Annotated in this window: 14 protein-coding genes; 4 read left to right on the top strand and 10 right to left on the bottom strand. The window is 66.0% G+C overall.

Features of this window, described 5'->3' with window-relative positions:
- Positions 1 to 18: 18 nt before the first annotated feature.
- From HBE63_RS00540 to HBE63_RS00515, 6 genes are all read right to left on the bottom strand, one after another.
- On the bottom strand, positions 19 to 1,521 hold the full coding sequence (locus HBE63_RS00540; RefSeq protein ID WP_166902376.1) for a glycoside hydrolase family 130 protein: 1,503 nt from the start codon (positions 1,519 to 1,521) through the stop codon (positions 19 to 21).
- A 7-nt stretch (positions 1,522 to 1,528) separates the two neighbouring features.
- The gene (locus HBE63_RS00535; protein ID WP_166902374.1) at positions 1,529 to 2,536 is read right to left on the bottom strand and encodes a glycosyltransferase; all 1,008 of its coding nucleotides are present in this window, start codon (positions 2,534 to 2,536) and stop codon (positions 1,529 to 1,531) included.
- A 2-nt stretch (positions 2,537 to 2,538) separates the two neighbouring features.
- Positions 2,539 to 3,669: a glycosyltransferase gene (locus HBE63_RS00530; protein ID WP_166902372.1), complete on the bottom strand. Its 1,131-nt coding sequence runs from the start codon at positions 3,667 to 3,669 to the stop codon at positions 2,539 to 2,541.
- A 219-nt stretch (positions 3,670 to 3,888) separates the two neighbouring features.
- Complete coding sequence (locus HBE63_RS00525; RefSeq protein ID WP_166902370.1) at positions 3,889 to 4,680, bottom strand: GAF and ANTAR domain-containing protein; 792 nt, start codon at positions 4,678 to 4,680, stop codon at positions 3,889 to 3,891.
- Between the two features lie 24 nt (positions 4,681 to 4,704).
- Positions 4,705 to 5,508: a transglutaminase family protein gene (locus tag HBE63_RS00520; RefSeq protein ID WP_208301266.1), complete on the bottom strand. Its 804-nt coding sequence runs from the start codon at positions 5,506 to 5,508 to the stop codon at positions 4,705 to 4,707.
- A gap of 27 nt (positions 5,509 to 5,535) precedes the next feature.
- Positions 5,536 to 5,802, bottom strand: a complete 267-nt coding sequence (locus HBE63_RS00515; RefSeq protein WP_166902368.1) for a hypothetical protein — start codon at positions 5,800 to 5,802, stop codon at positions 5,536 to 5,538.
- Positions 5,803 to 6,034: 232 nt separating this feature from the next.
- Between HBE63_RS00515 and HBE63_RS31810 the strand changes: the two genes are divergently transcribed.
- Together HBE63_RS31810 and HBE63_RS31805 are read left to right on the top strand one after the other, a co-directional pair.
- Positions 6,035 to 6,400, top strand: a complete 366-nt coding sequence (locus HBE63_RS31810) for a hypothetical protein (protein ID WP_371814864.1) — start codon at positions 6,035 to 6,037, stop codon at positions 6,398 to 6,400.
- Complete coding sequence (locus HBE63_RS31805; protein WP_371814863.1) at positions 6,367 to 6,507, top strand: hypothetical protein; 141 nt, start codon at positions 6,367 to 6,369, stop codon at positions 6,505 to 6,507. The genes HBE63_RS31810 and HBE63_RS31805 overlap by 34 nt, the downstream gene beginning before the upstream one ends.
- On the opposite strand, the gene HBE63_RS00505 is transcribed toward HBE63_RS31805, so the two are convergent.
- The gene (locus HBE63_RS00505) at positions 6,504 to 7,856 is read right to left on the bottom strand and encodes a cytochrome P450 (protein ID WP_166902367.1); all 1,353 of its coding nucleotides are present in this window, start codon (positions 7,854 to 7,856) and stop codon (positions 6,504 to 6,506) included. The genes HBE63_RS31805 and HBE63_RS00505 overlap by 4 nt on opposite strands.
- A 78-nt stretch (positions 7,857 to 7,934) precedes the next feature.
- Positions 7,935 to 8,147 (bottom strand): hypothetical protein, encoded by a 213-nt coding sequence (locus tag HBE63_RS00500; protein WP_166902365.1) that lies wholly within the window; start codon positions 8,145 to 8,147, stop codon positions 7,935 to 7,937.
- Positions 8,148 to 8,458: 311 nt separating this feature from the next.
- Between HBE63_RS00500 and HBE63_RS00495 the strand changes: the two genes are divergently transcribed.
- The gene (locus HBE63_RS00495) at positions 8,459 to 9,124 is read left to right on the top strand and encodes a sensor domain-containing protein (protein ID WP_166902363.1); all 666 of its coding nucleotides are present in this window, start codon (positions 8,459 to 8,461) and stop codon (positions 9,122 to 9,124) included.
- A 193-nt stretch (positions 9,125 to 9,317) separates the two neighbouring features.
- On the opposite strand, the gene HBE63_RS00490 is transcribed toward HBE63_RS00495, so the two are convergent.
- Entirely contained in the window at positions 9,318 to 10,421 is a 1,104-nt protein-coding gene (locus HBE63_RS00490; protein WP_166909178.1) for a fatty acid desaturase, read from the bottom strand.
- Positions 10,422 to 10,675: 254 nt separating this feature from the next.
- Between HBE63_RS00490 and HBE63_RS31670 the strand changes: the two genes are divergently transcribed.
- Complete coding sequence (locus HBE63_RS31670; RefSeq protein ID WP_256367899.1) at positions 10,676 to 10,810, top strand: hypothetical protein; 135 nt, start codon at positions 10,676 to 10,678, stop codon at positions 10,808 to 10,810.
- Positions 10,811 to 10,885: 75 nt separating this feature from the next.
- On the opposite strand, the gene HBE63_RS00485 is transcribed toward HBE63_RS31670, so the two are convergent.
- Positions 10,886 to 12,691 (bottom strand): bifunctional serine/threonine-protein kinase/transporter substrate-binding domain-containing protein, encoded by a 1,806-nt coding sequence (locus tag HBE63_RS00485; RefSeq protein WP_166902361.1) that lies wholly within the window; start codon positions 12,689 to 12,691, stop codon positions 10,886 to 10,888.
- Positions 12,692 to 12,761: the final 70 nt, after the last annotated feature.

Genomic DNA, 12,761 nt, shown 5'->3' with positions numbered 1-12,761 from the left:
GAGATCGGCTACCGCCCGTTACCCACCCGCGGCCAGCGGCTCGCCATCGAGCAACGCGGCGATGAGCTCGGCCAGCGGAACGGTGGCAATGCCTATTGCCGCATCGCCGATCCCGTATGGCAGCACCAAAGTTCCTGCGTGCACCAGCGCACCACACGAGTAGACCACGTTGGGGACATAGCCGAACTGCTCGTCCGGACCGGGACTCAGCAGCGGCTCGGTGAGCCGGCCGAGGATCCGGGTCGGATCCTCAAGGTCGAGCAGGACTGCCCCGATACGGTAGGTGCGCATCGGGCCGACACCATGCGTGAGCACCAGCCACCCGGCCTCGGTCTCGATCGGTGAACCGCAGTTTCCCAGTTGTAGTGCTTCCCAGGCCGTTACCGGCTGTTGGCATGGCACCGAATTCGGCCACACCGCCAAGTGGTCGCTGTAGGCCACGGTATTGGACTCTCGGTCGGATCTCGACATCGCCGCGAACCGGCCGCGGATCCGCCGCGGGAACAACGCCAGGCCCTTGTTGGCTGCGGCCCGGCCCACCATCGGTGCCGAGGTGAATGAGCGAAAGTCGTTGGTCGTCAACATCTGTTGACTGATACGGGAACCGCTGTACGCCGTATACGTGGCGTGGTAGGCGACCGAACCGTCGTCGTCGACGAAGCGGACGAATCGCGCGTCCTCCATCCCCGCCGCTTCGGATTCGGTGGCAGGCCACAGTATCTGCTCGGACAGTACTGTATCCCTGGGGAATTCGACCGCGTAGGACCGGTCCGCAATTCGCCGCATCAACGCAATGGCCTCCTGGGCGCGCCGTCGTGTGCTGCGATGCCCCAGCAAGTGGTCGAGTTGCGTCTCCAGTTCACCGCGGGTGAAACGGTCTTCGAGCCGGCCGAGGACGTACTCGGCGGACTCACCCGCATCACCCAGCCCGACCAGCTCGCTGCGGAACACCGCCGCGTCGAGCAGAGTCGGCACGGTCACCCCCACCGTGGCGAATGGTGCCGCATCGTCGATCACCGCGTCACCGGCCGCATCGACAGTGCCGGTGCGGAACCCGATCGTCGACCGATGCCCCTCCCCGATGGCCCGCACACTCATCACGAACCTCAGGCTGCCCGCCGCGGTTCCCGACTGGTCCGGGTGCGCGACGATGCTGGGGTTACACAGCGCTGCTCCCTCAACGGCGTACTCGTTGGTGAACATCGCGCCGAGCAACAGCATTCGCGATTCGGAAAGTTCGCGACCGGGATTCAGTCGATCGGCGAGTTCTGCGGCATGACGACGAAATGTGCCGACGAGGTCGCGATGGCGCCCACCGTGCCTGGCGATGATGTCGTCGAGAGTCGAACGCACCTCGGCCTCGCCCAGATCGAGGAGCCGCGCCAAGACGGCGCCGGCCCGGGACTCGTGAATCTCGAAACCCTCCTGGCCCGGCACGAACAGCCGCGAGACGACGCGGGCGGGGTCGGCGGCCAGGCGCTGCGGGCTGCGGGTGACGAGGGCGGCTCGAACCGATGTCATTGGCTACCTACGGCAATCGTCGAGCCTGCTGGAACGTCGAGAGCGCGGCCAGCGTCGACTCCGCGCCCTGATTGCGGTTCACCCCGTCGGCGCGCAAGCCGTCGAATCCCCCACCCGTCTCGGGATCCCACATCAACTCCCCGGCGTCATTGTCGCCCTGGAACCAGGCTGCGGCGGCCCGCACGGTGTCCGGCCAGATCGCACCCGGGTCGATGGCGCCGGCGCGGGCGCACGCGTCGGCGAGCGACGCGACTTCGATCGGCTGCTGGTCGAATCCGGGCCGTGGCTCACCGGTTGTCCAGCCTGCCGCCGGTGTCGGCGACAGATGACCGTCCCCGGTCTCGCAGTCCACCAGCCAGCCCAGCAACTCCACACCCCGGTTGCACAACGCGCTGTCTTCGAGCGCGACACCCGCGGCGATCATCGCCTCGGGCAGAACCGCATTCGCGTACGAGAGGCGCGGCTCGGGCCACGGCCAAGCCGGGTCTCCGTTCGGTGCGGACAGGCCCGAGACGTAATCGTCGATCAATGCGCGGGCCAGAGCATGTCCGGGCTGGACGGTGAGCAGCTCGGCGGCGCCGAGTACGGCGAACGCCATCGCCCGCGGCCACTGCGACCGTCGCTGGGCTGCCCGCTCGAACTGGATGGCCGCCATGGCGCGGACTGCGACGACATTGCTATGGGCCGCAGCGGTTCCCAGCCCCCACAGGCAACGCCCCCAACAGTCTTCCACCGTCGGCTCGTCGACCCAGTTGCCGGCGCTGTCCATCCGGTTCCGGCAGGCACCGTCGAGGGATTGCGCCTCATTCAAGAACCGCACCGCCACACCGGCCAATCGGTGCACGGCCGAACCGGCTCCGGGTTCGCGGGCGGCGACAACCAATACCCGGGCCATATCATCTGTGCAGTAACCATTCTCGATTCGCGGCTCTACCAGCAGGGCATGTTCGAACGTGCCGCGACCGTCGGTCATCCGCAACAGATGGTCGTATCGGGGTGATGGAGTGTCCGTCATCCTCACGCCACCCGCTCGGACAAGATCTCCTGCGCGACAGTCTTGTACGCGTCGGCGATCACAGACCAGGCCATCGTCGGGGCGAGTCGGCGGGCCTCGGCCGCCATGGCACCGGCCAACCGTGGCTGGGTGATGACGCGGCGCAGTGCGGACATGAGTGCGTCCGGGTCGTCGTGGTCGACGACAATGCCGGCCCCGCTACCGAGCAGTTCGACGGCGTGCGGGAACGCTGTGGCGACGACGGGTCGCCCGTTGGCCACCGCATCGACCAGTACGCCGGAGGTGACCTGGTCGGTGGAGTCATACGGCAGCACCACCACGGCCGCGGACTGCACCAGCGCGTTCAGCGAGGGCACCGCGCGATACGCAGCGTCGAAGAACACCGCATCCGCCACGCCCAGGCTCCGCGCCTGTTCGACCAGAGTGTCGCGGTATGACTCCCCGTCGGCGGCAAGAACCTTGGGATGTGTCCGCCCGGCGATGAGATACTGCGGCCTGCCGTTGAGCGTGTGCAGGCCGTCCATCGCGTCGATGACCCGTTCGAGGCCCTTGCCCGGGCCCAGCAGTCCCCAGGTCAACAATGTTGGCCTACCTCCGCGTTTTGGCGCTGCCTGGGTCGGAATGGTTGCACCGTGCGGGACGGTGAGGACCTTGCGCCGGTCGACGAAGAAGTTCGCGCACAGGCGTGATTTGGCCGCCTCGGACATCACGATCACCCGATCCGCCAGCGCCACAACCGCTTCGAGGACCTGGCGCTGATGTCGGGTCGGTGCGGCGAGAACCGTGTGCAGAACTACGATCGACGGAATATCCAGTCTGCCAATAATATCCACGACTTCATCGCCGTCGGCACCGCCGTAGATGCCGTACTCGTGTTGGATCACCGCGATGTGGTTCTGGTTGAGCAGATCTGCGGATGACGCGACCGACGCCGCCGAACCGCTGGTCAGTTCGCCGACGACGTGTCCGCTGGTGGATGTGGATCCATCGGCAACCCGCACGACGTTCACCCAGGCGCCGTCGGCGGCGAGGCCGCGCGCAAGGGCGACGCTGAACGTGGCCAGACCGCACGGGGTGGGTGGGTAGGTGCTGAGAAATCCGAAATTCAACGGCTCCGGGACTCTCGGCCGCATAACGGGGAACGGTGCGAGGTCAAAAACGGATGGAGCGTACAAGGTGATCCCGACTTACGGTTTGTCACCGGAGTGTCCGGCGCGAGCAGGTTGCTCGGTGAGATCAACGGCGGACAGCTGACTCATCCCGGACTGGCTGGATTCCCAACACCCTTGACGCTACACCCGCGGTCAGGTGCCGGCGCGGTGAGGCCGGTCGGCGTGCGAGCAGCGCCCGGGTCAGTCCGCCCGGTTGTGTCGCACCCGAGCACGGCGAGCGGCCTCGTCCACGAGGCGCTGTGCCACTTCGGAAAGTTTGCGCTGTTCGGTCTGGCTGATCATGCGCAGGTGGGCGAATGCTTCCTCGACGCTGCGCCCGGTGCGTCCACGGATGAGTCCGATTGCTTGATCGATCGCCGGGCGCGTCGACAGTGCCGCCTGCAACTGGGCGGTCAAGGCAATCGCGTCGGAGAGAATCAGTGCGTTGTGCACTGCGACGGCCGCCGGTTTGGCGAACAGTTCCCCGAGTTCGACTGCACGGTCATCGAAAATGTCTTTGCGGTGTGCGTACAGGGTGATCGCCCCGACCACCTGATCGGCCACCAGCAGCGGCAGCGACAGGACGCTGTGCACACCCAATCGGCCCACCCGCGGGCCGAAGCGCGGCCACCTCATCTCTCCACCCAGCGAACCGGACCGCACCGTCCGGCGTTCCAGAACCGCCGTGATGCACGGCCCTTCCTCGAGCGTCGTGAACTGGATCTCGTCGATCCGGGCGACAAACGGATCGCTGGCCGCCGATGCGGCGATCCTGTTGTCCGTCCGGTCGGTCCGCAACAACGTCACCCCCGCGCCGTCGGCGCCCGGTATCGCGCGCACCGCGAACGACGCGACCTCCGCCAATACCTCGGGCAACGCCTGACTACCCGCGACCAGACCCGCGAGGTCTTCGATCCCGGACCGCAGGTCGGCGTCCTCCGCATCAGCCCGCCCGGGATTCTGCGGCTCCGCCGTCGACCTGTCGTCACTCATGGAAGGCACCCGATGACATCCCGATCAGCCGATCGACACCAGCTGGTCCACCGAATCGACCGGCAGCTGACCGTCGACGACTGCGGTCACTTCCATAGTGTTCAAGGTGATCGCACCCTTGTGGTTGTCGAGAAATGCGATATCGGCTGCATCGCGACCGGTGGCGATGCGCACGAGGCTCTGCCGGGGCGCCAACAGCGTCCCGTCGACCACCCGCCAGTGCCCGTCGACGAACGCCTCGGCGACGGCATGGAAATCCATCGGACTCAAACCCGGCGCATACACCGAAACGGCGCGCGCGGGCACATTCACTGCCCGTAGCAGTGCCACGACCAGGTGCACGAAGTCTCGGCACACACCGGTGCCGGCGAGCAGGGTGTCCACCGCGCCATCGATCGGATCACTGGAACCCGGGACATAAGCAAGCCGGTTGCCCACCCAGGTGGACACCTTCTCCAGCAGCGTCGCCGAGTTGACGTAGCGCCCGAATTCCGTTGATGCGAAACCATAGAACTTGTCGGCCTCGGCATAACGGCTCGGCCGTAGGTACATCGACAGGTCGTATTCGGTGACCGGTGCCGGATCGGTCCGGCCGATGATCGTCGCGGTGTAGTCGACGCGGAGATTGCCCACCTCGGCATCGAACTTGTGGATGCGGTTGCCGTGGGTACCGCTGATCTCCAAGGACTGCAATTGTTTTCCATCAAGGACAAACGACAGCGACTCGGACACCTCGGTGTTCGGATGTGGCGCAACGGCGATCTGGAATTCCAATGTCGTCGGCACGTCGATGTCGATGTCGAGCTGTGCGCGCACGTCCCGCTTCATGGCAGGGCATCCAAACGGCAAAAGTTACTACTCACCAACCGCATCGTAGTCGAGCTGCGCCTCGGCCGGCGGCGCGATCGGAGCGACAGTCCAGCGGCTCCTACTCGCCTGAACCACGTCCGCGACGGTCGCGACGGTAGATGAATCATGTTGTTTTTCAGCCTTTTTGGCCGGCGACGGGCCCATATCGGCATGGTTTCCGATGACCCTGGGTTCGGTGATGTGCGTCATGGTCTGTTTCTTCTCTGCCCGCCGAGCGGGACGTTGCAGGGCATCCAGTTCGAAATCGGGCACGCAGGTGGCCCGAGTGGCCGGTCGGACAGACTCGGCTGGATTCGCCCGCGCGAGCGATCGCACCGCGTGGCGGGACTGGATCAGGACTCAAGTCAACGCGCCCCAACGGCGATTGTCAACACTGTTGGCTTACGCTGTTGCGCCTGGGGTGGACCGGACGTAGGGTATGGGCCAGGGGGCAGGAGGGGCCCGGTCGCCAACGGCGTCCGGGCCTTTCGATGTGACGCCCAACATGGCCGAACCGCCCGTAGCATCGAGTTGTCATGCGAATCGCCATCAGCGGGGCCGGGGTCGCCGGGCGACCCGCGCCGAACTCCGCGTCGACGTGTTCCGCCGCATGGTCGGCAGCGACTTCACCAGCCTGCCGCGCGGCGACCTGGCCGCCGCCATCTACCGCACCGTCGAGGACACCGTGCCGACCGTGTTCAACGACAGCATCACCGGCATCGACCAGGGCCCCGACGGGGTACGCGTGACGTTCGAGGACGGACCGACCGACGACTTCGACCTCGTCATCGGCGCGGCGTCGACGACCTCTTCTTCGATGTGGTCAGCCAGATCCGGATGGACCGCTGGTCCGACAACCGGGTGTTGTTGATCGGCGATGTGGCGATGCGCGCGATGAACCTGGGACGTCCAGTGGCGGGGCTGTTTGCCGGCAGTCTGCGCGACGACCTCGACCTGCCGGACTACCGGATCGACTAGCGCGGGGCCGCCTCTGCCCGGCTGCGCTCTTCCTCCACCGAAGGCTCCCGCAGCGCCCGCACACAGACCCGCGCACCGCGATTCGGTACCAGCGTGACGTGCTTGACGCGCTGCCCTTCATCGACCGCCGTGGTGGCGAAAAGATCTACCCGGCATAGGATTTCGCGCAGCACCACCCGCAGCTCGACCATCGCGAACGTGGCTCCCAGACAGCGACGGTTGCCGCCGCCGAACGGGAACCAGGTGGTGGGCCCCAGCGTCACGCCGAGCATGCGGTCCGGGTCGAACCGGTCGGCATCCGGGTACACGTCGTCACTTTCGTGCACCAGCCCGATACCCGGAGCCACCATCACCCCGGCCGGCAGCCGGTAGCCGGCCACCTCGACCGGCTGCTTGAGCAACCGGCCCACGTCGAACACCACCGGCCGGATCCGCAGGGTTTCCTTGGCCACGGCGTCGAGGTACTCGTCATCGCCGGTACGCGCGGCCTGCACTGCCTTGTCCAGCACCGCGGGATGACGGGTCAACCGTTCCAGCGCCCACGACAACGCCGTCGCAGTCGTCTCATGCCCGGCGACCAGCAAGGTCATCAGCTGATCGCACAGCTCACCGTCGGTCATCGTGTGCCCGCGCTCATCGGTGGACCGCACCAACATGGCCAGGACATCGGTGCGCGACTCCAACTCAGGGTCGGCGCGACGCTCGGCGATCTCGGCGCCCAGCAGCCGGTTGGCCTCCTCGATGTTCTGCCGCAGGGCCCGCCACGGGCGTCGCTGCAACAAATCCGGCCGGGCGACTGCCATCAACTCCCACGGACCCACCTTGAGCAGCCGCGGCATCACCGCACGCAACGCGGCCAGCCGGGCCGGATCCGACGCCCCGATCACCGTTCGCAGGATCACCTCCAGCGTGATCTCGGCCATCTTCGGGGCCACGGGGAACGTGGTTCCCACCGGCCAGCCCGCGATGTTCTCCGCGGCGATCTCGGCCATGATCTCGGTCTGGCGGGCCACGGCATCGCGGTGGAACGGCGGCAACATCTGTCGCCGACGTTCGTGGTGTTCATCCTCGTCGATCACCAGCACCGAACTGTCGCCGAGCAACGCACTGAGCACCGAATTGGCTTCTCCGGCATGGAAGATCGTTGGATCCCCGGCGAACACCACCTTGATGTCGGCGGGGTCGGCCAGGTACACCATGGTGCCCATCGCCGCGACACGCAACGTGAACACGTCGCCGTAGCGTCGTCGGCAGGCCGATACGAAGCGCGGCCAGTGGCGCATCATCACCGCAGCCTGCGCCCACCGAGGTAATGGAGGCCCCGGCGGCAATGACGCGGTACCGCCCATACCCCCACCATACGAGCCGGTGACGGCAAGCCAAAGGCCCGGACGCTGGATTGCGTCCGGGCCTTGCCTCCCCCAGGCTTACTTGGCGTGGTTGCGCTGGTGGTGGTGATGGGTCGCGGACCCGGGCTGGGGCATGTTGTGCTGGTGCGGGAAGGCCTGATGCGAGCTGGCCGACGGCCCGGCGTTCAGGGTGGCGGAATCGGCGTGAGCGGTGGCGGCGCCCAGGGCGATCAACGCGGGGGCGGCGGCGAGGGTGAATCCGGCGGCGATGCGGCGGGTGATGGTGCTCATGTCGACTCCTTTGTCGGATAAGGATTTTCAGTTCTTTCCCGGTGCGTTCCGGTGTTGAAATAAGAATGCGCCGCAGCGGCCCGCGGCTGTATCGGCCGACCGGCCCATCGACCGGACGAATCCTGTGTCCCCCGATCGGGGGAACGAGCTGGGCTGGTTCCGCGCCGCTTTCCACCGGAGGGTCGTGATCAGCGCGGTCAGCAGCCCTGGCGTAGAAAGCGACGGTGGCGGCAGCGGACAGCAGAACAATTGCCGCCTGACGCGCCCGGCGATCACGTTTAGGATCAGCAAACGGATCCAAGGGGGACCTGATGAGCGTTCATCGCCACGCGGCGGCCGGCCTGGTGCTGTGCACAGCCCTGCTCACCGCGTGCACCCCCACAGTCCCCGATTCCGACGGCGCCCACGTCGACGTGCTGGGAAGCATGATGGCCAGTGAATCCGAGATCAACACCGTGATGAACGCCAAGGTCCGGCCGAAGACCGCGCTGCGTTCCCCGATGACGAATGCCAATTACGAGCCGGTCTCCCGCCCGGAGTGCATGGTCGTCATCGGCAACGCGATGGACTGGATCTACGGCGCCAGTGATTACCGCGAGTTCCGCGAAACCCAGCTCGCCGATGACGCTGACGACGTGGAGGTCGACCAGGCCGTCGCCAGATTCGACACCCCCAAGGCAGCCAAGGCCGTCGTGGCCCGCACCGTCGACATCTGGCGCCGCTGCGGCAACGACACCCTGACCTTCAGCTACGACGGCGGCAAAACACAGGACGTCCGCCAGATGGCCGTCCCGACCGTGCTCGATGGTGTCGACATCACGCACGACGAGCCACTCGACGTCACCGACCGCGCCACCCACCGCGCGATCCTGGCGGTCGACAACCTCGTCGTCGACCTGCGGATCAGCGGCTACGACATCAGCGATCAGCAGACCGTGCAGCTGGCCAAGCTCATCGCGGGCCGCAACGCACTCTGATCCTCGGCCCCGAAACCTCTAATACGCTGCGCGACAAGGGGTTACAAACACGACGGCGGCGGCGTTGACACGGCCCTCATAACGGCGTGTACTGGGAGTACAGGGCGCGCCACCCGCTGACCGACAGCTTCTCCCTGTTCGACTTTCTACGGCACAGGGACTTCAGAAGTAACGTTCCTTTTCGGGATCCCGGTCAGGTGGGTGGTGCGGCTCTGAACAGCGAACGCCACCCACCATTGGGCAGCGCGAGCTTGAAGATCGTCCGCAGGGTCTGCAGGTACTGACCGACGAGGGTGCCGCTGGTGTAGGGCAGATCGTACTTCTCGCACACTCCGCGCACCCGCCCGCCGATCTCCGCCATGCGGTTGCTCGGCAGGTCCGGGAACAGGTGATGCTCGATCTGATAGCACAGGTTTCCACTTGAAAACGCCAGCACCGGACCAGCTTTGAAGTTCGCCGCACCCAGCATCTGCCGCAGATACCACTCGCCGCGGCTCTCCTCCTGCAGCGTTTCCGGGCCGAACCGCTCAGCGCCGTCCGGAAAATGCCCGCAGAAGATCACCAGATACGCCCAGAGATTGCGCAGCACATTCGCGCCCAGATTCGCGATCAGGGTCCGCTTCCAGCGCCGCAGGCTCAGCGCCGGAAAAACGACGTAGTCCTTGGCGAGCTGCCGCCCGATCTTGGCGCGAAACTTCTGCCCCGCAGCTTTCTTACCGCCTTCGGTGTCCGCCCGGTCCTGAGCAGAGTACAAATCGTGCAGGGCGATACCCCATTCGAAGATGAGGGCCAACAGCACATTTCGCAGCGGCTGCACCAGATGCTGACGTTCCCACTTTTGATCGCGGCTCATCCGCAGGATGCCGAAGCCGAGGTCATCGTCCACGCCCAGCACGTTGCTGAACACGTGATGGTGGTAGTTGTGCGAATACCGCCACTGCTCCGACGGTCCCGCCATGTCCCACTCCCAGGTGGTGGAGTGGATTTCGGGATCGTTCATCCAGTCCCATTGGCCGTGGCCGACGTTGTGCCCGATTTCCATGTTCTCGACGGACTTCGCGTAGGCCAGCGCGGCCGTCCCGGCCAAAAGGCCGGCCTTCGACCGCGTGCCTGCGATCAGCAGCCGTGCTCCCACCTCGAGCGCGCGCTGGAACACGATGGTGCGCCGGATGTAGGCGGCGTCGCGCGCCCCGAGCGACTCCTCGATGTCGCTGCGGATGGTGTCGAGCTCGGCGCCGATGGCGTCGATGTCTGCGCTGCTCAACTTCGCGTATGTCGCGATATCTCTGATTGTCAGTTTCCCAGTCCGTCTGTGTGCGGCGGCATGGTCCGGGCCACCTGGCTGACAGTGCCTTCAGACTAGGTGCCGATGCGGATCCTTGCCATACATCCAGGTCGGTGCCATCAGCGAAACAGAATGGCAGGGGAAAAACGTTGATCTTGCGGCAAGGTTGAGATCACCCGGGCATCGACCCCGGCACACTGTTGCGGATTGTCGCGTAGGGTCCAGGAACCGGGACCGACACAGGCCCCCACATCAAAGGGGCCGACATGGCCGACAAATCGCCGCGACAGAGCCTGGCCAAGAAGTCCGGCAAATCCCTCAAAGAAAAACGGGCAGCCAAACGTGCCAAAGGTGGCGATTCGTCGTCCACGGATGACGTTCTGAACTCCAAGAAACGCTAGGCCCCTCAATACCCGGACTCCCACGGTCCTGCTGTGGCCGTGTGATTGCGGATGTGGTGCAGTTGGCGAAAACCCTTACTGGAACGCACCGTTGATCACCGGCTGGGTGATCATGCCTTTCTCCACACCCCACATGGTGGCAATCGTGCGGTACTCCCCGCTGTCCATCACGTGCTCCAGCGCCAACCGCAGCGACTCGGCCAGACCGGAACCCTTGGCCACCGGCCAGCCGTAGGGCGCCGAGTCGAACACCTCGCCGGCCGGCTCCAACGCGCCGCCGCTCAGCTTGATCGCGAAACCCGCGACGGGTGAATCGGCGGTCATGGCGTCAGCTTCACCGGCGATCAGCGCGGCCGTCACCTCGTCCTGATGGGTGCGGACCACCTTCTCGATGGGCGGCAGGCCGGCCGCCACGCAGGCATCCGATTTGGCCGGGATCTCCTGAGTGTCCTGAATCGTGCTGTACGCCACGCCAACTCGCAGCCCGCATGGCGAACCCGGATCGGCCGATGAGCCGGAACGGCGCGCCCACAGTGTGCCCGCCTGGAAGTAGGTGACGAAGTCGGCCTGTTTCTCGCGCTCGGCGGTGTCGGTCATCGAGGACATGCCGGCGTTGAAGTTGCCGTCCTGCACCGACGGCAGGATCCCCTCGAAACCGGTTTCGCGGAAGTCGGGCACGAGTCCCATCGTGCGGGTCACTGCCTTCATCAGGTCGATGTCGAACCCGACGATCTCGCCGCTGGAATTCTTGAACTCATTGGGCGCGTACGGCACATTCACCCCGACCACCAACCGGCCGGACTCGCGGATGTCGGAGGGCACCGTCTTCGCGATCTCGTCCACTGCACCCGTCGGCGCCGGCACCGGACCGGACCCGGCTGAACCGGCCGCATTGGCAACGCGGTCCGACCCGTCGTCGCGCAGCTGCCACACCCCCACCGCGCACAGCGCGGCCACCAGAACCGTCGCGCCGGCGATCGCGGCCACCTTCTTGGACACCCGGGCCCGGGTCGTAACCCGTTGCGCAGTATGGCGTCCCGATCGCCCGGTGGTGCGCACCGGCACCGGCACCTGCAGCGCGGCCTTGGCCGCCGCCGCCAGAGCCCCGGCACTCTGATAGCGCCTGGACGGCTTCTTGGCCATGCCCTTGGCGATCACCTCGTCGAAGGCCGCCAGGCGTGGGTCCTTCTCCGAGGCCCGCGGCGCCGGGGACACCATGTGCCCGGCGATCTGCTGCTCGAGGCTGTCGGACGGGTAGGGCCGTTCCCCGGTGAGGCATTCGTAGAGCACGCACGCCAATGCGTAGACGTCCGAACGCGGATCGACCTTGCCTCCGTCGAACCGCTCCGGCGCCATATAGGCCAGCGTGCCCAGGGTGCTGCCCGCGGTGGTCATCCCCGAATCGCCCGCGGTGCGGGCCAGCCCGAAATCGATCAGGTAAACGAAGTCGTTGTCGGCGATCAGGATGTTCGACGGCTTCACGTCGCGATGGATCAGCCCGGCCGCATGCGCACCGTCAAGGGCCGCTGCCACCTGCTCGACCATGCCGACCACGAACGCTGCGTCCAACGGCTTACCGGTCTTGGTGAGCATCACGCCGAGGTTGCGTCCCTCGATCAGCCGCATGTCCAGATAGAGCCGGCCATCGATCTCGCCGTAACCATGGATCGGCACCACATGCGGATTGCTCACCCCCGCCGCGGCGTGCGACTCGCGGCGGAACCGTTCCTGGAACGTCGAATCCTGTGCCAGGTGCGGTGGCAGAACCTTGAGCGCGACGATGCGATCGGTGTCGGAATCGTAGGCCTGGTAAACCTCGCCCATTCCGCCCCGACCGATCAGCTTCTGCAGCTGATAGTGCCCGAATGGGGTCGAATCCACCGTTCAACTCCTCCGGAGCGGCCAATTCGGCGTCGGCATGTCGATCGAAGCTACATCACGTTGACCGCAT

This window comes from Mycobacterium sp. DL440 (genome assembly GCF_011745145.1).
GTDB lineage: Bacteria > Actinomycetota > Actinomycetes > Mycobacteriales > Mycobacteriaceae > Mycobacterium.
This window is presented reverse-complemented; position numbering and strand designations above follow the sequence as displayed.

What these genes read in the sequence shown, in the direction of transcription:
- HBE63_RS00540 (WP_166902376.1), bottom strand. Translation starts at nt 1,521, where the DNA reads ATGACATCGGTTCGAGCCGCCCTCGTCACCCGCAGCCCGCAGCGCCTG.
- HBE63_RS00535 (WP_166902374.1), bottom strand. Translation starts at nt 2,536, where the DNA reads ATGACGGACACTCCATCACCCCGATACGACCATCTGTTGCGGATGACC.
- HBE63_RS00530 (WP_166902372.1), bottom strand. Translation starts at nt 3,669, where the DNA reads ATGCGGCCGAGAGTCCCGGAGCCGTTGAATTTCGGATTTCTCAGCACC.
- HBE63_RS00525 (WP_166902370.1), bottom strand. Translation starts at nt 4,680, where the DNA reads ATGAGTGACGACAGGTCGACGGCGGAGCCGCAGAATCCCGGGCGGGCT.
- HBE63_RS00520 (WP_208301266.1), bottom strand. Translation starts at nt 5,508, where the DNA reads ATGAAGCGGGACGTGCGCGCACAGCTCGACATCGACATCGACGTGCCG.
- HBE63_RS31810 (WP_371814864.1), top strand. Translation starts at nt 6,035, where the DNA reads ATGGCCGAACCGCCCGTAGCATCGAGTTGTCATGCGAATCGCCATCAG.
- HBE63_RS31805 (WP_371814863.1), top strand. Translation starts at nt 6,367, where the DNA reads ATGGACCGCTGGTCCGACAACCGGGTGTTGTTGATCGGCGATGTGGCG.
- HBE63_RS00505 (WP_166902367.1), bottom strand. Translation starts at nt 7,856, where the DNA reads ATGGGCGGTACCGCGTCATTGCCGCCGGGGCCTCCATTACCTCGGTGG.
- HBE63_RS00500 (WP_166902365.1), bottom strand. Translation starts at nt 8,147, where the DNA reads ATGAGCACCATCACCCGCCGCATCGCCGCCGGATTCACCCTCGCCGCC.
- HBE63_RS00495 (WP_166902363.1), top strand. Translation starts at nt 8,459, where the DNA reads ATGAGCGTTCATCGCCACGCGGCGGCCGGCCTGGTGCTGTGCACAGCC.
- HBE63_RS31670 (WP_256367899.1), top strand. Translation starts at nt 10,676, where the DNA reads ATGGCCGACAAATCGCCGCGACAGAGCCTGGCCAAGAAGTCCGGCAAA.